The organism is Aphanothece hegewaldii CCALA 016 (genome assembly GCF_003007785.1).
Lineage (GTDB): Bacteria > Cyanobacteriota > Cyanobacteriia > Cyanobacteriales > Microcystaceae > Chroococcus > Chroococcus hegewaldii.
This window is the reverse complement of the sequence record NZ_PXOH01000051.1, coordinates 1-19077: the sequence shown is the minus strand read 5'-3', so window position 1 is coordinate 19077 and position 19077 is coordinate 1. Positions and strand designations below refer to the sequence as shown.

Here is a 19077-nt window from a genome sequence, read left to right as displayed (position 1 = left end):
ACTTTAGTGGAAGCTGTGGAAAACATTCTCAAATATTTTGGAGAAAAATATACAATTAATTTTACATAGCTACTTACCAACTAATCAACCGACTGTCGGGATTGAAAACAAACTGCTGCTGACTCTAAAAGAAGTTCAAGCCCTTACTGGGTTGAGCCGTGAAACCCTACGTGATGCGATCGCCTCTAACCAACTCAAAGCTCAAATCGTTGGGAAAGCATGGCGAGTCAAGCGTAAAGACCTAGAGGAGTACATCGAGAATTTATAACCGCGACTTTAATCCGTCGCACCGACAGGGTTAATCTCGACAGTCGGAATACCTGTCGGTCACTGTCGGGGTTGACCCACACCCCCAAGAAGCCGTTCAATATTCACAAAGGCACTACGAGTAAGCATGAATGAAAATCGACCGTCACGGACAAGCGAAAATCCTCACAAGTAATGAAATTCAACTTCTTTTTCGTGATGGCTTCACCGTCAACCCGCCCCGTGACCGCGCCCTCTTTGCCGTCTGCCTCTACACCGCCTGCCGCATTTCTGAAGCCGTCACCCTAACTAAACGCGATGTTTACGACTCCAAAAATCAAGTCCGACCCGAAATCATCATCCGCAAAGGCAACACCAAAGGCAAACTGGCCACCCGCACCATCCCCGTCATCGAAGATTTACGCCTAAAACTAGAAACCTACACCCCCCGCACCGACTCTATTTACCTCTTTCCAGGCAACGAACTCCACCAAAGAGCAAATACCCATCTGCACCGCGACTCGGCCATCTGGCTCCTCAATCAAGCTTGCAGAAAAGTCGGCTTAGAAGGCGTTAGCACTCACAGCTTCCGCAGAACCGCCCTCACCCAAATGAGCAACGCAGGAATTCCCCTACGCATCATTCAAGAGATCTCAGGACACCGTACCCTTGATGAACTTTACAAATATTTAGAAGTCAAACCCGAACAAATCAAAGGCGCGATCGCTTCCCTCTCGATGCTCACTCCCGTAGATGGGACTGACTTCGATAAATCTATTTATGTTGAAGTCTCATCTGACTCGATTAGTTCGATGACTCTGAAAGAGCAGCTAACAAATCCTCACGAGAAAGATTTGCTAAGTTGAGCAGTAATTGGGTGCGCTCGGGTCTCGGTAGCTGCACGATCTGGGGAATTAGACGGGATAATTCCTCGTCTAACGCTCCAAAACGTCCTTCTAGGAGTGTCTCGATCACCAAGCCTTGTCCTTCTTCTTTCCAGACTTCGCGCTGCTGTAGGTAAGCGGGTGATAAGTTCATAATTAATTCCCTCTCTTCTTCACTTCTATTATCTTTTAACTCTAATGTCTTGCGCCAAGAAGCTAAGATCTCTAATAAATTATCTCGGAACGGATGATTTTCTGGTAAGTTGGCTAATTCTTCTACCGCTTGTCTCTGGGTGCTTCCTTTGCCTAAAACCCTCAACCAGAGTGTATCGGGTGTGACGGGGAGTTGGTTGATGGCGACGATGGCGGTTTTAAGAAAGTCGTGCAGAAAATAAACTCCTTCGACCCAATTTTCTTCCTCTTTGAGAAAAGCTCCAAATCCGTCTTTGATTCTGGCTGAACACGAAGGCGACAGAATCCATAAAAACGGCAATTCGGTTTCTGACAACGATTGTTTTTCCCGTTTGGCTTTCCGCAAGAGTTCACCGTGAACGGTGTACAGCTTTAACAGACAACTGCGGATTTCGATTTCAGTCGGGGCATTGCGATAGGGTTCAAATAAACAGCTAGTAGCAGCCATCTGGCTCAATAATCCTAAATTGGGGGGATTGGCCGTAGGTGGGGTGGTGAGATCGAACCAGACATCGATTTCTTGTACTTCGCTCCTGACATCGCGGCTGGTTTCGACTTTTCCTATAGGCGATAGCAATTCCTCTAGGTACTCTTTGGCAAACTGGTCGTGGGGCTGTCGTGTCATTTAATTTGATTTGAGATTTGGAAATCCATTGATATCATAGGGATAATTAGGAGTATTTCACTGCTCGCAAAAGATGCCTAATTCTCTAGCCACTCCAGAACCAATGGTTCTGCGTCCATCTGATTTTGACCCGCCTTTAAAACGGAAAGAACCAACAATTCCTGGGTATTGGACGATTGAAGAGATTGCCAACGAGATTGGAGTTACACCACGTCGGGTACGCTATGACATTACAGGACGACCTGAATCTAATATTGAGCCGTCTTTGGATGCTTACAGAATTGGGAAATCGTTGCTTGTTGCCGATCCGAATGCTCTTGAATACATTCAGAAATGGAGAAAACGTTACAAATCTTAATATCTTTTGAGAACAGAATATTTCCCTCAAAAGAACAAACAATATAAACTAAGAAAAGAATGTAAAAAACCCCGCTCAAGCTTCCAAGGGCTAGCAGGGCTTTTCACATATTGAAGTTCAAAAAAACTTTTTGCTCTATGCTCAATCTTATCAAAAAAGGGTGGACACAGACAAGTGCGCCCGAAAAATCTGCTACTCAAGATACCGTTGTCTCAACATTCAATCTTCCTGAATCCAACCCCAAACGCCTAAGCGACAAGCATTACAACCATTGCTGCGGTTCTGACACCCATCAAAAACAAAGAGGACTCGACCCCGACTGGATCGCGGCTAACTGTTACTCCGTAGACATTAAAGAAGCAACAGAACTCCTCGGCTACCCCGCCCGTTCGGGAGGCATCATCATTTCAGGGTCTAACGGCCAGTACCAATTCCGACCCGACAAGCCCTGGAGCGATAAACAGGGTAAGAAAGCTGCTAAATACCGCACCGCATTTAAAGATGAATATGATGCTCTTTTACCTGCACATCCAAGTGATCCCTATTTCTGGCACGATAAAGATGCCTTAAAAGCTCGTTGCTGGCTGATCGATGGGCATCCCTACATTATCATCACTGAAGGCGGTTTTAAAGCGATTTGCGCCTGTTTTCATGGGCTTCCGACAGCCGCCTTACTAGGGGTAGAAATGGGCTTAACCTCGGCTAAAGCTGACCCGCAAGGCAAACGTTATCTCGTTGCGGCGTTAGAACGTTTAGCCAAAGCAGGATTCGGTTTTATCCTGGCCTTCGATACTGACCTCACCACTAACCTAGATGTCAGGAAAGCATTACATAAGCTAGGGAGTCAGTTAACAAAATTTAACGTTCCCGTTTATGTCCTGCCCTCATGGGATGAACAATTAGGAAAAGGAATTGATGACTATATCTCTATGAACGGCATTGAAGAATTTCGACAACAGCTACTCGCTAAGGCGATTTGTTTTGTCAATTGGCAAGACGAATACGAAGATGGACGACCTTCAATTCCTGAAGGTTATCCGACTTCCTGGGAGCAGTTTCCTTTAGCGAAGTGGTTGGTAAAACGCTATGAAAATCGTTTAGCCTGGGATGTTTCGCTCCAAGAATGGCGAACCTATAGTACAGCAATCGAAGGCATTTGGAGCATTGAACCCGTTGAATTTGTCCGTCAAGTGATCCTCGCTGAATTAAAAGCGAATCAATCGATGTACACCATCACCAAAGACGACAAAGTTCGGGAGCCACGAATTACTGACAGTTTAGTTCGGAACATCGAAGCCTTGATGAGATATGAATTAGCGGTTAGAACGTGGGATGAAACTGAAGAATTTATTCCATTTACTAACGGTGTCCTCTCTCGAAAAACTTTACTCTTGATGCCCCATGACCCCGAACATCGTTTAACGTGGTGTTTGCCCTATGATTACAATCCTTTAGCTCTTTGTGACCCGATTTTACAATGGCTCAAAGAAATGTGCTTTGGCGATGAAAATTTAGTCCAGTTACTCAGAGCCTATTTACATGGCATTGTTACGGGCCGCACTGACTGGCAGAAGTATCTAGAGTTAGTTGGCCCAGGAGGAACGGGAAAATCGACTTATCTTCGCTTGGCAATTTCTTTAGTCGGAATGCGAAATGTTCACACGACAACATTGAAGAAGCTAGAAAACGAACGCTTTGAAACGGCTTCAATCAAAGATAAGCGTTTAGTAGTGATTACTGATAGTGAACGCTATACAGGGAACGTCTCAATTCTTAAAGCCTTAACGGGTCAAGATCCACTGCCTTATGAGGTGAAATTTAAACAAAGTCACGGTGGCTTTACACCGACGGCGATGGTGCTAGTAGCAGCTAATGAAATAATCCAATCAGGAGATTATACCAGTGGTTTAGAACGCCGTCGCCTGAGTGTTCCAATGACTCATCGCATTGAAACGACTCAACAGAAGAATTTAATCGAACATCGTAATGGTGAAATCTGTGGGGAGTTTGCCCCGTATATCCCTGGTTTACTGAACTGGGTCTTGGGGATGAAACCTGATGAAGCAACGGCTTTAATTAAAAATTATCAGCAACGGGTGCCGAAACTTGCCCAGATGAAGGCGCAAAGTTTGGTTGAAACGAATCCAATTGCCGATTGGTTAGACCACGCGCTCGTTTACCGTGATGGATACCGCATGGCGGTTGGGGTGGCCAAACGCGATAAAAATCTCGATTCGGAGAATTGGTACTGTCACGTTAATCAGTGGCTTTATGCGAATTATGCTGAATATTGTCAGAACACAGGGGCAAAAGCGATTAGTGTGCGTCGCTTTGTCAATTTACTTTCTGATTTGTGTGTGAATCAATTAAAGCTGGATGTGACTCATGGGCGAGATCGCTATGGGGCTTACTTCTTGGGCTTAAAGATTCGCACTGATGCTGATTTAGACCCGTTATTAATTACAGGTGATCATGCTCCACCTGCTTCACCGCCACCTTTTTTGGGTGGCCAGTCACCACCAAAATCCTCATTAGGTGTGACGGATGTGATGGATGGTGTGATGGATAGTGTGATGGCTCAAACTCTTACAGGTGATGGATGTGATGGATGTGATGGATTATTTCAAAATTCGTTTAAAGAAAAAAATCAACTTCATTCATCAGTAACCGATGTTGGTTTAAATAAAGCAATAAATAATGGCTCTCTGTCATCACATCCATCACACCAAATCGCTCAAACGATTAAGGGTGATGAATTAAAAGCAATGAGAGTGCCATCACAGCCGTCGTCACAGAACCATCACGGTGACGGCACAAATCCATCACAAAAGAGCCAAGCGAACAATTCTGCCCCCAGATCATACGCTCAAACACAGAATGGTGATGGTAATGAGCCGATTCAACCTCCAAAGATTGATTACTCGACTTATCCTCATCGAAACTCGAATGACATTCGTGCTAAGGAGAAACGGGCGAACAAATGTTCTGAGGGAATGTTGGTTTGTAACAATAAAGAGGAGTTAACACGGTTCAAGAATGAATCAGGTTTTAGTAGTAACGAAATCGATTGGGTTTTCTTTAATGTGTTAACCCCATCACAACAGCAAAAGTTCAATGAAGCGGCTTCTGCTGATCAATTGAATTTATTAAAACCAGTGATTTATCAATACAATGAGGTGATGAAGGATATCGATCATGATTTAATCCGTTTGGGATGGAGTGTCGAACAAGCCAAAGAGTACCTGTTTCAAACTTACGGGGTCAAATCTCGACGTTTTCTCGATGATGATCAAATCATCGAGTTGTGGCAATATCTAAAGCGGCAATAAATCCAAACGGTTAAGCGTTTAACGAGAAAAACCCCTGGAACGCTCTTTTTTCTGGGCTTTTTGAAGTGCCTGTTGCTCTAACCACTCGTCTAAATCAACGGAGATCTCCTGTTCTTGAACTGGGGGTAATTTGCCTTCCTTGTACTCCCAACCTTGATTAGTCCGTTGAGCAACAAGAAAATCTTCTGGGTTTTCTTTTAAGCGATAGGTCATGATTTGAGTTTTGAAATTAAATTCGAGAAAGTAAACCGAATTATTCTGTCGGTATTGACCAACATGATTTAAGAGTTTAGCCAAAACGGGCATACAACGATTAACCTGTCGTTGTGCCTCTCTTCGGTCAAGCTGTTGATTCAAATTCTCGATCGCCTGTATGTCTTCAGCAGATAGCTGACCCCTGATTTGACCATCCTGTTTGCTTAAAATTAAATCTCGACCATCAAGAGCGTACATTTCTACATTTTCATAATCAGCAGATACTTTAAATCGGTATCGTTTTCCTTCAAAGGTTTTTTGCTCTACCTCCTGCATCAATCGAATGATGGTAGCGATCGCGGCTAAATTATTCAAATCTGATTGTCGTTGTAGTTCACTTAGCGATTTTTCGTCTTCTCCAGACGATTGAGCTTGATTTCTATGTTGTTCACCCGTCCCTTGAGTTGTTCGATTTGATTGCCATTCGGGGGAGAAATTCTGACTAAGCTCCAACTGAGCAGACTGGTCAGAATTAGGCTTAGACCCCCCAGTAGAAGCAGTGTGGGGCGATCTAGCTGGTTCAGTAACCCTTTCAAATTCTCCCTGTCCTTCTGTGCCGCTTCCCAAGTCACTAGACAGTTGTTGTTGAGAGTGTTCAGACGGCTCGATAGATCTTCTTGCACTTGATTGAGATCTTGAACCTGTGCCTTTTTCAAGTCCTTGAGTTGGCTTTTTAGAGCTTCTTGATAGTTCTGTATTTGGCTGAATTTCTGCTGCTGTGCTGTCTCCAATCGATTGACTCGGTTCTCTATGTTTTCCAGCTTCGTAACCACTGCCTCGAAGACGGTCTGCAAGGCGGTGTAATCTTCGTCGGCTTGCCTCTGCCTCTCTACTAGAGCTTGTAAAGTAGTTAGTAATTTCGTCAAGTCGTTCGGTGAGATTGATAGGTTCTGCGGTGCTTTCCCATTCCCGTTCACGGTCGGATTCCTCTTTTGGCTCGTTTGGGTTCATAGTTATATTTTGGGCTTCAAAGAAGGAAGTTGTCTGCTGTTTGATTTCTTCCATCGCCTCCTGTTCAATGGCAATTAACTCATTAAGTTCCTCTAAAGCAGCGTTGCTAGAAGCAAGTTCAAGATTGATCTCGTTGATTGTTTCATACAAATCCCCGATCTGGTATTTGTCTCTAAATTCCTGTAAATTACCCTGCTCAAGATATTCTTCTCTAATGCGGTGTAGTTCTGGCCCTAAGTGGACTTGAGCGATACGCTCTGTAATCCCTTGAGCCACTAAAGTACGATGATCGATCTTCTCCTCGACTAGCCCAAGATTTTCAAGAGCCGCATTAACGTGGGTTGCCCATGCTTCTCGTTGTTCGACTAATAGCTCGTTTGAGTTCCAGTCTCGATTTTTCTTCCTACTAAAACCCTGTTCAGTAATCTCCCTCATGGTGAGCAGCACATGAAAATGAGGATTATCACTGTCCAGGTCATGAAAGGCAACATCAGCGATCATGCCTCGATTCACAAATTGTTCTTGGACATAGGATTTAGCTAAATCCTTCATCTGCTCATTATTTAATTCAACAGGTAGAGCAATATTAAATTCACGAGCGAGTTGAGAGTCTTTTCGATTCTCGGCGGCTTCAACTTGATTCCATAGCTGCTCACGGTTAGAAACCCAATCAGGAGCATTTTTCGGGGCAAGAATGAGCGTAGAGTCTACCCCTTGCTTTTTCGTATAATCAAAACTTTTACCTAACCGTTGATCAGTTAATTTATCACCAGCACGATAGGCGGCACTCGCCAGAACACTTTTGCCACCACTACGAGAAATGATTTTTGCACTAACGTGATAAATAGCCATTGAATGTGATGAGACGTTTCTAAGTGGGTTATCTTCTTTCCCATCTGCCCAAAACTAAAGACAGGAACGAAGCGATAGGATTGGGAAATCAATCAGAGGTTTTTGGCAACCCACCGAGGGGGTTTTCAAAGGGGGTGTCCCCCTTTGACGCACGCAACCGCAGGTTGTATAAATGCGCAATTACTCCATAATGGGAGGCAGACGATAACTCAAGTGTAGCACGAGAGTTCTGGAACGTAGCGGAAAGTTGTGATTTAGCTATGATGGTTGTATCAAGGCTTTTTAAAAACAAGTGATGAATAAGCGATTAGAACAGCTATTAAAGAAGCAAGAGGAACTTAAGGCTCAGATTCAAAAGATTAAGGCGGCTGAAGCCACACAGAAACGTAAGTCGGATACAAGAAAAAAAATCCTCTTAGGTGCTTTGGTAATGGAGATGATGGATTTGGGAGAATTAGATAAAAATGTAATGATGAAACGGTTAGATGGGTTTTTGTCTAGAGAAGGAGATCGGACGTTATTTAACTTACCTCCTGTTCAGGTTCTTAAGAGTGAGCCAACATCGAGTTCGGAGAGTGCTGCTTTCCGACAGTCTTTTGAAGTGATTTTAGAGGATCATGGCACCGATAAAATTAAAGCTCTTAAGACGGTACGGAACGTGACTAATTTAGGACTTAAAGAAGCTAAGGATCTAGTTGAATCGGCTCCGACGTTGTTGATGAAAGTCAATAATGTAGCTCAAGCACAAGAGATTAAAAAGCAATTTTTCGAGTTCGGAGCGACTGTTACTGTGAGAAAGTCTCTTGACTGAGCGAGATGGAGATTGTGTTTGGGTCAATTTTAGGGCTAAAAGTCAGGGAAACCTCGCAAAAAGGAGGCTGGCGAAAGAAGAAAAACGAAGCGCGTTGATTAGATATCCAGCCCGACTCAGTGACGAGGTTTAGGAAGCGGGTTGGCTATAGCTTTGGCCTCCAACCGATAGCCTATCAATCCAACCCGATTCCGACCTGGCTTTAAGGTTTGTTTTGAGGAGTAGATGGCGCGTAAAAGCGGGTTCGATGGCTACCTTGTTCAATGGGTTTACATTGCCAGCCTGAAAGTTCTTCAAGGTATTTATCGAGTTCATTGTTGTAAAAAGAAGCAGCACTTTCGAGATCAAGGGTTGAGTTAAAACCGAAGTGTTTCATCAGGTTGCTTCTCACAATGCCTTCTCGACGGTCTTCAGAGGTCGGTGTCCAGTCCTGTAGACCTGAAGGGGGTTTGAGGTCTTCAAATCGCTTGATCAGGTTTTCTAAGCCGATAGCCGACAGGCTAGAGAAAGTGATGTCGAATTGGCGTTTTAAGGCGTAGAGTTCGTGTCTAAGTTCGTTTAACTGACCATTGGTTACTAAGATATTCTCGGTTGGTGTGGCAACAGAATCACTTTGGAACTCCTCAATAACTTCATTGAGATTATCTACTGAATTAAGGGGAAAATAGCCAATCCGACAATCTAATGAGGTTTCGATAAAGTATTGATATTTATGATGACTATTCCAGCGTTTCTGTAAGTTATCAGCTTTTCCCATATACAATAATTTTTTGTCTGGGGTAAAGACATAATAAATCGCAGGTGAGGGGGAAAGTTTAGATCTCTCTATTACTTTTACGTTGGGAATTGAACCGAGGATGAGGTCAACAAGGACATCGGTTCTGTTTTGCTTAGTGGCTTTAGCTTGGGTATCGATGCTGTCGATGACATCAGAAGGGCATCGGAAAGTAACGGCTGTACTTTTATGGTTTTCGGTCATGGGTGACGGGGAGTGACGTTAATGTATGCACTGTAATTATAGCTAAGGTACAAGCTGAGGTGAAAGGGGAAAGAGATGGAGCGATAAGTGTTAGTTACCAGAATTTATTAGTAGTATGTCATTGAATATATTTTGTTGTTGTATGCAATGTCATATAAATATGAATATAATTTTTGGATATGCTTAAGAGACTCAAGACACACTAAACTTTCAGTCAGTATAATGAATTAATTTAAATAGCTTTAAATGATCAAGCTGATGACAGTAAATACATTTTACTGTGATGGTGTGATTAGACTCTTCGTAAATGGCTTCTTTGTGAGGGGGGTAATTTTCTGAAATGAGGGGAATGTTAGACAATTATAATTACATTGTATGTCAATTATGCTTTACATTGTCTGGTAAATTGTCATTAAAATTGTTCAGTTGCATCTAAAGCCAGTTACATTGTTTATCGATTAAATAGACAGTGTAAGCTTTAAAAGATACATAATGCTTAAAAGCATTGCCTTGTAATGGTTATCAGCAATTTCTTGAACATTTAGAGTGAGAAATTAATCGGGAGGGGGGTCAAACTCTGATGACAAAGCCTTCTTAACACTGATGCCCGACTGCTGTGGATTTGCTTCAACTTCATAACCCTTGTCTATCGCCCAAGCAATTTCCCCTCCCTTCTTCGTTCCTGCCTTGGTAAACACGAAAGAGAGCATCTTCAAACTGGGGCAAACTACCGCGAGGCTGACACCAGGGGCAGGATAGCTGAAAACGTTTGCCTGGTAAGAGTTTCAGATCTAAAAAATTAGCGCACTGCCGTAAGGCAGATCCGCTTTTCGGATCGCTTCATAGCCAAATATTGCCGCTTCTAGCTAGTCACGGCAAAAGTAGCCCGTTCTCTAATTAAACAAAAAAGCTTATAAATCTTATCGGATATGTTTTTTAGAGATTTTAGGGGAATATCTTAAAAGACAGGCTAAAAGACTAAAAGCTGCTCTCATTTCTTAGATTGCCCCAGGTGTCAGCGAGTGCGGTAGTTTGCCCCGCTCACATTAAGCCAAGTTTTCTTGAAAACAGTCACGTTCGTGCATCACTAACGGCAAATCTAAATGATTGGTCAATTGCTGTCGTCGAAACTCACTAGGAGCAACGCCAGTCCAGCGTTTGAAGGCGCGGGTAAATTTAGTAGCATCGGTGTAACCTAACTCAACAGCTATGTCTATCAATCGCATAGTGGGATCTTTGAGCCAAGTAACTGCTAAATTAAACCGTGTCTGTTCTACTAGCTTAGAATAGCTTAGTCCTTCGCCTGCTAAACGTCGTTGAAAACTCCGAAGGCTCATACCAGCAGCACTGGCAGCAGCTTTAATATCAGAATGCCCATCAAGTAGCCCAGATCGAATGAATAGCTCGAGGGTGGTTCTTAGCTCAACAGGTGGTGCAGAGGACAACAAGAGTTCATACTCCTGTTGCTGCTGAGGAAAAAACGGACTTCTAGTTCGCGGCAATGGCAAATATAACTGGGTTTTAGGGAAAGCGATCGCGTTATTTGCTTGATTAAAGTGAAGGCGAACATTTGAAAATACTTCTAGATTCCCTAACCCGTGAAGAGGGCTAGTCTGAAAATGCAAGTCCGTTGGATACCATCTTCCGTCAGTGAACGAATGAATGATTTTGAGATACATCAGACAGGCATAATACTGAGCTTGCTGATTATCTAGTTGATAAGGGTTGATGTATTGATGATTAAACCAAATCTGATCGCCTCTTTGAGTCACCCATGCCCGCGCACCAGAATTATGGGTTTTTGTCAGCAACTGAGAGATCGTGTTGAGAAGATCGTACAAGGTTAGAGATTGACTAGCGATTCTACCGAAAATCCCAAAATCCTTAACTTCAACCTGCTGACTAGCTAAAATCCCTAAGTGTTCAATCCCTTCAGTGTAGGCGACTTTTTCAGCAAAATTAAACACCTGATAGAGAGAGACTAAAGATTCAGAATTCTCTAGCGCATAGATCGGCAATTTGACCTGTCGTAAAAACTTTTCTGTTGGCACCCCTGACCTATCTAAAAATCTTACTAAGGGCAAGATTGCATTGGCTCGAACCAGAGGAATTGCACTCATAAATAGCAAGATTAAATAATCAAATCGTTTCAACTATCAAGGCAATGCACCAAACAATGATTGAACTAGGTAATCGCTGTGCAACAAATATTAACACATTTGGCATGAAATGGCAAGCGATTCTCATAAAATAAGGTAATAATCACCTTGAATCACTAACTCTATTCTCTGAACGGCAGGTTAATCAAATTTAATCAATTGTTTGGAGTTTAGTTTGACGACCTAAACTTAGCCTTTGGAGGATCAGCATTTATGTATTTCACCGATGATTCGCTCTTTCCTGAGAATATGCAGCCACTAATCATCACAGCGGCCCCTTACGGGCCTTCGTGGCTACCAGGTGACGTCGAAGACCTTCCTGTTTCATGGGACGAGCAGGTGCAGGCGGCAGTTGACTGCTACAACGCTGGTGCTACCGTGCTGCACTTTCATGTGCGCGATCCCAAGACTGGCCAAGGTTCGACCAACTTCGACCAGTACAACGAGATGCTCGCACGCATACGGCAGGCAGTACCGAAGATGATCATCCAGGTGGGCGGATCGATTTCGTTCGCGCCGCACACCGAGGATGCCAAGGCCAAATGGTTGGATTACGACACTCGCCATATGTTGACGGAGCTAGATCCGAAGCCAGACTTTGTCACGGTCACGACTGGAACAACGCTCTGGGATATCACGCAAGCATTCATTCCAGGCGACGCGGACGGAACACACCTGGCTGATCCAAAGGTGGCGGCCGCGTGGAGCGGCATGGTGGTGGACTCAACACCAGCCTTCTACGTCGAACACCTCAAGCGTCTACGCAAGAACAAGATCCAGCCCTACTTCGTTCCGGTTCACGTACATCAGATCGAGATCATCGAGCGGCTGATTCGTAGCGGCGTCTACATGGGGCCGCTGAATGTGGCCCTCTGCGGTTATGGCGGTGGTACAATGGGGCGCAACCCGTTCGACTGGATGGAGATGCTGCGCCGCACGCCGCACGGTGCATCGAGCGTGACGTTCTGGAGCAGTATGCGCGGCAACATCGCGATCCAAACGATGGCAACCGTTCTCGGTGTCAACGTGCGCGTCGGCAACGAGGACAACATCTGGGACATGAACAAGAAGCCCTGGCCAACGGTCAAGCAGGTTGAGTGGGCTGCGAAGCAGAGTGAGCAATTTGGCCGCAAGGTGGCAACGGCAGACGAAGCCCGCCAAATCATGAAAGTGGGTGTTTGGTATGACACGGTGGAAGAAACGCTTTTCAACCTTGGTCTGCCACCCAATCGACCTGAAGGTTACAAAGGTTTTCTGGGTTATGAAACGAATGGTCAGTTACCTAAACCGACAGAGGTAGTAACTTCTCCAACCAGTGTTCTGTAACGATTTCTTTCAGTAGAAAACTTAGAAAATGGCGGATTTTGTTGAGGCAATAGGATTAGATCGGATTCCACCGGGGAAAGGTACGACAGTCACGATCGCCAATAAGTCCATTGCCTTGTTTAACGTAGATGGGCAGATCTATGCTATTGATGACGCTTGCCCCCATGCCGGGTCATCATTGGGTTGGGGTAAGCTGGATGGCAAGATTGTTACCTGTCGTACCCACGGCCTCAAGGTTAATGTCACTACAGGTTGCATGATGACAAGCCCCGACCTTGGCGTAACCTCATACCCAGTGCAGGTGATAAATGAGATTGTGAGGGTTGAGATCCCCTGATTTCAAAATACAGTTGTTATGTACTCAAAGGATTCCAGAATGGATAAATTACAGGAATGGGACTCGGCTTGGGCAGAGCCGTATCGACAAATGACGACGAACCCCTGGAAAAATGGCATTCTAGACGTTAAAACGATCGAGTTAATTTGCGTTGGCTTGAATGCCGCCTGTACTAATCTGCAAGCGGATGGTACTCGTCGTCATATTCGTGCCGCCTTGGAAGCGGGAGCAACGCGGGATGAAATTTTGATAATTTTGAAAATGGCATCGCTACTGTCGATCCATTCCTGTAGCCTTGGGGCCCCTATCTTGCTAGAAGAGGCAAAGGCTGCAGGAGTAGAACCCATCGCTAAACTGGCAACGACTCCAGCCTGTGACAAGATGAAAGCACTCGGCCAATGGAATACGGCTTGGGAACCCTTTTATGAGCTAGATCCCGTGTGGACTGATCAGTTTATGACAACGGCGATCAGCATTTATGCCGATCAAGTGTTCACTCCCAAACAGGTTGAACTGTTAAGTATTGCTTTCGACGCTTCGATCACCCATATGTACGCCCCTGGTACCCGTAGGCATATCAAAGCGGCATTGAAACTAGGCGCAACGATGGAGGAAATCATGGAAGTGCTGAAGGTCTGCGTTGCCTTTGGAGAGGAGTCTTGTCATCTAGGTGTCCCCCTGTTAGCAGAAGAACTGGCGGCTTTGGGGTTCGAGTAGATCTCGATGCTGTTGGTTAACTTAACCTGAGTTTGGCTTAAGCAGAAAGACCAGAAAGTAGGTGCAAGTCAGAAGTAGAAAAATTGGCGTTGCTGATTTTAATGTCGATCTGCTACAAATTATCAAGCTTTGAGGGCGAAGAGCAAAACTTATTCAGCAACGCCGAAATAGCATTAACAAATTTATAACACCACCAAATCATTAAGGCAATTTTCCCTGTAAGATGGCCCTTCAACTTCTAAGATCCATTTCATCAATCGGAGCGAATTAATTAAATTTATGCAAAGCCTTAAACGTGAACTCAAAAAAATTAGCTCTCTAGCTCTATTTTTTTTTATTGGATTTGGTTACATTCTCCTCATCATGAAACTCTTTTTAAAAGAATATGATATTAGTGCTTATGTATTATCAAAAGCTTTAGTTGGCTCAATAGTAGCCGCTAAAGCAGTTGTTTTAATGGAGATGACACCTTGGATGGAGCGATTTCAACGCTCTCCACGTTATATCAGCGTTTTGTATAAAACTTTTATCTACACTTTAGCTGTGCTAGTTATCGGGTTGATTGAGAGACTGATCGATGGTTATTTGAAAACAAAATCGCTTTCTGGTGCGATTGAAACATTGATCCACAGTGAACACTTCTATCCTTTTCTAGCGACGATTTTATGTATTGCCGTCGTTTTCCTTATGCACAATATCTTTACAGAAATTGATACCTATTTAGGAAAAGGAAACCTACTCAAGTTTTTCTTAAACCGTCCGCAAACTCAGCGAAACCGAGTGGCCTAGAAACTAAATTTTTTCAATCATTGTTTTAGGAGATTTTTTATGTTCGAGCGTGTCACGATTTTAGGCATCCTAGCCTCGTTCTTGAGTCTTAATTTACCCGTCCAAGCTGAAACCTGTACCCCCATTCCTGTCGCAGGGAGTCAGGATAACACAATTACTAAGAAAGTTTCTCCACCGACAATTCCCGCCGGCCCTTTAGGAATAGTAGGAGTAGATGTCGTTCGCAATAACTGGAATACAGATTGGGCCATTCCAGGGGATATCGCATTCCGTCGCTTTGTCGTCACCCTTAACTCTAATGATGGCGGCCCCTTTGAAATCAGAATGTATCTTAAATACAGTGACCAAACTGCGGGTGAGTTCTTTAACTCCGAGAGCGTACAATTCCAAGCAGGTAAGCCCTTAATCCTAGAAGCTACACCGCGTCCTGAAGATGAACCTTATCAGGTCAATTTATTTGTCAATGGAGTTGAAGCGATTGACAGAACCTACACAGCTTCAGTCGTTGGTTGTCGCTAAAAAGTTTTGTAATTTTTAGAAAAGCGACTCACACCCATTTATCTTTTTTGTACACATTATTAATAGGGAATCATGACAATGAATCGACAAATAACAGGCAAACAAGCATGGATGATTAGAGTAGTCAGCACTCTAATTTTTGGAACTGGATTAATCGGACTCGGTTTAAGCACTCAAGCTCAAAGCCAAACTGACCAAGATCAGAATGCAGCACTGCAAGTCGTCGCCAAGATGACTGAAGGACAACGCACCTATTATCAAGAAAATGGTCAATTTCGCCCTCCGATTAAGGATATTAAAAAAGATTTTGGACTCACTTTACCGACTACTTTTGATTATGCGGTTCGTACTACCTCAGAAGCCGCCTACAGTTATGTGATTCCTGCTAAATCTCCTCAGACAAGCCAGCTAAAAGCCTATGTTGGGGGAGCTTTTATCACTCCAGATCAGAATCCAAAAATCACAACAATTATTTGTGAGAACACAACACCAGGACAGGTTCGACCCGCCGACCCTCAATTAGTCAGGGGAAGTGATCCAACCAACCCAACAAAGTTGTCTTTACAGTGTGGTGATTTTTCAACTCAAGTCGCTGCTTCTGAGTTGACAGAATAACAAATTTATGTATTGGCTAGAGCATCATGGATAAACTTTTAATTAGTAATTTTGCCGCCAGCTTATTTGCACTCTTAAATCCGTTAGGCGTTCTCCCGATCTTTATCGGTTACAGTGCAGGGGAAAAGCGAACCGTCCAACGATGGTTAGCCTTATTTGTTGCTCTGACGGCTTTGGTATTACTCCTGATATTCTTCTTCGCTGGTTCGAGTCTACTCAGGTTTTTTGGCATTTCTTTAGACTCATTTCGGATTGCAGGCGGTATTCTTTTACTAATTATCGGGATTGGCATTGTCAACGGGAATTCTAGTCAAGCGGCTAAAGATCTGATCGCTGAAGATCAACAAAGTGATTTTAGAGAAGCTCAGTTAGTCTATCGCAAGATTGTCATTCCCTTAGCGATGCCTTTGTTAGTCGGGCCAGGGGTGATTGCTAATGTGATTCTTTATGCAACTGAAGCAGAGGCCAAAAAAGACAATGCTCTTTTTGTTGGTCTGCTCGGTACGATTATTGTGATCTGTTTCTTAGTATTTGTGCTTTTTCTGTCAGGTCGTTGGTTACAGAAAATAGTAGGGGATGTGGGATTAAATATTGTTACCCGAATCCTCGGACTAATAGTAGCCGCGATCGGAGTTCAATTTATGATTACAGGTTTATCTAACATTATTGTTAATTCACTTACTCCTGAAATTCTCAAAGTTCGATAATTTGATTTTTACCTTCTCCTGACTGACTAAGAGATATTGATAGTTTAAAAAAAGTTAAAATCATGCTAAAACTTTTACAAAAAAAACATTCAATTCTATTGCTTCAATGGCTTCTTGTAGGAAGTGTTTGCTTTGTAACTAACAATGCTAACGCTAATCCATTATCAATCATTCCCGCCGTCAATCATGAGGAGGAAGCAAACGATCATCTAGCCTGGGAGCATACTTCTTCAAAGAAGATTAACGAGATTCCTGAATCATCACTCAATTCTTCCTGTTCTGATTTTACCCCCATCACCAACACGCTTAAACCAAATGAGTCATCGCTTCAAAAGCCATCTGAAAACCAAGTTGTCCCTAATAGTGCTTGTGCTGCCGATTTATTAAGTGGTGGGAATACTCCTATCAGTCAACTCACTCCAGAGGAGATCGAAGCACCAAAACCAGAAGAAACTCAGCCGACTGAAACACCGACTGAAATTACTCCAGATACACCGCCAAACAACACTGAAGAAACCCAAGTCGTTGAAAGTAAGGATTGGCATATTGATATTCAACCCTACGCGACTATCCCTGTAACGACTTATGGTTCGGTAACGGCTGGAAACCGAAGTGTCGATTACCATCTTAGCCTAGGTGAATTATTAGACGTGCTACGAGTAACAGCAAGTGGTCGGATTGAAGCTTGGAAGGGTAATTTCGGTTTAATATTTGATGGATATTACGTTAGTCTTCACGGGACTGGAATTAAGCAAGTCGAACGTCCAGTCGTTAATGCCAGACTAGAATCAGATCTTACCTTCGATCAGGGAATTTATGATTTTGCCCTCAGTTATCACATTGGCGCACGTCAAATTCCTTATCAGCCTACTCAACCCTCTAAAGCTGCTTTCCCGCGCATTTGGTTTACTCCGATCGTTGGGACTCGTCTTAATGATATTAGTACCACGATCAAGACAACATTAACTTTTAATCGTCTTGAGCAGACCGTTGAAGGCTCTGGTAGTAGAGCGGGAAGAACTTGGTTTGAACCGTTGGTTGGCGGGAAGATCGGTCTACAAATTTCTGAACCAATCACCTTCTGGGCGAGGGGAGATGTTTCTGGCTTTGGACTGGCGGGCGAAACCGATTTGAGTTGGAATGCGATCTTTGGTTTAGATTGGTGGGTTAATCCTAATATTTCACTCAACGTAGCCTATCGTTTCTATCAGATCAAGTATGGCAATGGCAGTGGTGATAATGCCTTTAAGTTTGAGCAAAATTTTAATGGGCCTTATCTAGCAATAACCTTTCGGATTTAGTCAGATGATTTCGTGGAAATCAAACTATTTTTCTATTTAAAAATTATATTTTTATGCCTAAGTCAATACTCAAAATCAAATCTAAAATTACTTCTGTCTTAATGGCTACTTTAACGGCTAGTCTCATAGCACTTCCTGTCAAAGCGGCTGAAGAACTATTTTTAGCCGATGATGCTGTTCTATTATCAGTCAAAGTTTCCTCTTTAGAAGCCTTTGCTAAGACAGGAAAAATCAGTCCAGATTTACAGCTTTATTTAAGCCGCGCTAATGCAGCCGAAAGAGAGGAATTTCGTCAAGCCCTTCTCAGACGAGTTGAGGTCAATCCTGTTTTATTATCTCGTTTTTTTAATAGTGCAATGGGATCAGATCTTCTCTACCGTCTGGGGAAAGGGATTAATATTCAAGGAGGTGGTAATGGAAAATACGCACTGCGCGGAGCCATCATCTCGGCGGCATTCGATCCACAAGGACTAACCCTCCTCAATGTCTTGAAAAAATTGCCCGTCAATATCGAGTTTCAAGGAGAAAGGGTACTCGGTTTTGCTAGAGAAGCCAAGGAAGTTGTTCGAGCAACCGAATTCTTAGTCAGTGAAATGCGTTCCTTAGATCTTGAAGAAACCAAAGCCGAGTCTCAAATCAATTACGCCACGTTACCCGATATTCGTAAGCCTGGTCAGTACGAGGTTACACAACAAGTTTGGCATTTAACTGACCCAAGCCGTAACCGCCAGTTTTATGTAGATGTTTTTATCCCGCAACGGGAGGGGAATAGCCAAATTCCTGTCATTGTTTTCTCACACGGTTTATCCTCTCGTCCCGAAGATTATGCAGTAGGACTGAAACACCTAGCTTCCTATGGCTATCTGGTGGCGGCACCTCAACATATTGGCAGTGATGCTATTTACTTGCAAGAGATGTTACAGGGCTACCATCAAAATATCTTTGACCTCAATGAATTTATCAATCGCCCCAAGGATATTAGCTATGTGATTGATGAACTGCAACGGCGTAATGCAACTGAGTTTCAGAATAGGCTCGATCTAAAAAATAAGTAACAATGCATAATTAATTGTATATTTGTGGTAAGCTTTTAGTGGCTCTAGTTGTTGCTAGTAGGTAAAAATT

Annotated in this window: 18 protein-coding genes; 14 read left to right on the top strand and 4 right to left on the bottom strand. The window is 43.4% G+C overall.

What is annotated here, in order from left to right; all coding sequences use genetic code 11:
- Nucleotides 1-37 precede the first annotated feature (37 nt).
- Complete coding sequence (locus tag C7H19_RS23515; protein ID WP_245927742.1) at nt 38-268, top strand: helix-turn-helix domain-containing protein; 231 nt, start codon at nt 38-40, stop codon at nt 266-268.
- Between the two features lie 130 nt (nt 269-398).
- A complete protein-coding gene (locus C7H19_RS23510; protein WP_106459348.1) occupies nt 399-1112 on the top strand; it encodes a tyrosine-type recombinase/integrase in 714 nt (237 codons plus the stop codon).
- Here the strand turns inward: C7H19_RS23510 and C7H19_RS23505 are convergent.
- A complete protein-coding gene (locus tag C7H19_RS23505; protein ID WP_106459347.1) occupies nt 1051-1947 on the bottom strand; it encodes a hypothetical protein in 897 nt (298 codons plus the stop codon). The genes C7H19_RS23510 and C7H19_RS23505 overlap by 62 nt on opposite strands.
- Nucleotides 1948-2020: 73 nt before the next feature.
- On the opposite strand from C7H19_RS23505, the gene C7H19_RS23500 reads away from it, so the two are divergent.
- Entirely contained in the window at nt 2021-2305 is a 285-nt protein-coding gene (locus tag C7H19_RS23500) for a DNA-binding protein (RefSeq protein ID WP_106459346.1), read from the top strand.
- 137 nt (nt 2306-2442) lie between these two features.
- On the top strand, nt 2443-5634 hold the full coding sequence (locus C7H19_RS23495; protein WP_106459345.1) for a phage/plasmid primase, P4 family: 3192 nt from the start codon (nt 2443-2445) through the stop codon (nt 5632-5634).
- 18 nt (nt 5635-5652) lie between these two features.
- Here C7H19_RS23495 and mobQ read toward each other — a convergent pair whose 3' ends face one another.
- Nucleotides 5653-7692, bottom strand: coding sequence for a MobQ family relaxase (gene mobQ, locus C7H19_RS23490; RefSeq protein WP_106459344.1), 2040 nt, complete (start codon nt 7690-7692; stop codon nt 5653-5655).
- Between the two features lie 295 nt (nt 7693-7987).
- On the opposite strand from mobQ, the gene C7H19_RS23485 reads away from it, so the two are divergent.
- Nucleotides 7988-8503: a ribosomal protein L7/L12 gene (locus C7H19_RS23485; protein ID WP_106459343.1), complete on the top strand. Its 516-nt coding sequence runs from the start codon at nt 7988-7990 to the stop codon at nt 8501-8503.
- Nucleotides 8504-8705: 202 nt separating this feature from the next.
- Here the strand turns inward: C7H19_RS23485 and C7H19_RS23480 are convergent, their stop codons facing one another.
- Both C7H19_RS23480 and C7H19_RS23475 read right to left on the bottom strand, forming a co-directional pair.
- On the bottom strand, nt 8706-9482 hold the full coding sequence (locus C7H19_RS23480; protein WP_106459342.1) for a GIY-YIG nuclease family protein: 777 nt from the start codon (nt 9480-9482) through the stop codon (nt 8706-8708).
- A gap of 1046 nt (nt 9483-10528) precedes the next feature.
- A complete protein-coding gene (locus tag C7H19_RS23475) occupies nt 10529-11602 on the bottom strand; it encodes a helix-turn-helix domain-containing protein (RefSeq protein ID WP_106459341.1) in 1074 nt (357 codons plus the stop codon).
- Between the two features lie 252 nt (nt 11603-11854).
- Between C7H19_RS23475 and C7H19_RS23470 the strand changes: the two genes are divergently transcribed.
- The 9 genes from C7H19_RS23470 to C7H19_RS23430 all read left to right on the top strand — a co-directional run bounded on the left by C7H19_RS23470 (nt 11855) and on the right by C7H19_RS23430 (nt 19007).
- Nucleotides 11855-12967 carry a beta-keto acid cleavage family enzyme gene (locus C7H19_RS23470; protein WP_106459340.1) on the top strand — a complete coding sequence of 371 codons (1113 nt, stop codon included), beginning with the start codon at nt 11855-11857 and terminating at the stop codon, nt 12965-12967.
- Nucleotides 12968-12995: 28 nt separating this feature from the next.
- Complete coding sequence (locus C7H19_RS27290) at nt 12996-13304, top strand: Rieske (2Fe-2S) protein (RefSeq protein WP_106459339.1); 309 nt, start codon at nt 12996-12998, stop codon at nt 13302-13304.
- A gap of 39 nt (nt 13305-13343) precedes the next feature.
- Nucleotides 13344-14021, top strand: coding sequence for a carboxymuconolactone decarboxylase family protein (locus tag C7H19_RS23460; RefSeq protein ID WP_181280721.1), 678 nt, complete (start codon nt 13344-13346; stop codon nt 14019-14021).
- A gap of 279 nt (nt 14022-14300) precedes the next feature.
- Entirely contained in the window at nt 14301-14810 is a 510-nt protein-coding gene (locus C7H19_RS23455) for a hypothetical protein (protein ID WP_106459337.1), read from the top strand.
- A gap of 39 nt (nt 14811-14849) precedes the next feature.
- The gene (locus C7H19_RS23450) at nt 14850-15329 is read left to right on the top strand and encodes a hypothetical protein (RefSeq protein WP_106459336.1); all 480 of its coding nucleotides are present in this window, start codon (nt 14850-14852) and stop codon (nt 15327-15329) included.
- A 78-nt stretch (nt 15330-15407) separates the two neighbouring features.
- Entirely contained in the window at nt 15408-15944 is a 537-nt protein-coding gene (locus tag C7H19_RS23445) for a type IV pilin-like G/H family protein (RefSeq protein ID WP_106459335.1), read from the top strand.
- Nucleotides 15945-15970: 26 nt separating this feature from the next.
- Nucleotides 15971-16651 (top strand): MarC family protein, encoded by a 681-nt coding sequence (locus C7H19_RS23440; RefSeq protein ID WP_106459334.1) that lies wholly within the window; start codon nt 15971-15973, stop codon nt 16649-16651.
- A gap of 62 nt (nt 16652-16713) precedes the next feature.
- Nucleotides 16714-17952, top strand: a complete 1239-nt coding sequence (locus tag C7H19_RS23435) for an outer membrane protein (protein WP_106459333.1) — start codon at nt 16714-16716, stop codon at nt 17950-17952.
- Nucleotides 17953-18005: 53 nt separating this feature from the next.
- Nucleotides 18006-19007, top strand: a complete 1002-nt coding sequence (locus tag C7H19_RS23430) for an alpha/beta hydrolase (protein WP_106459332.1) — start codon at nt 18006-18008, stop codon at nt 19005-19007.
- The last annotated feature ends 70 nt before the right edge of the window (nt 19008-19077 follow it).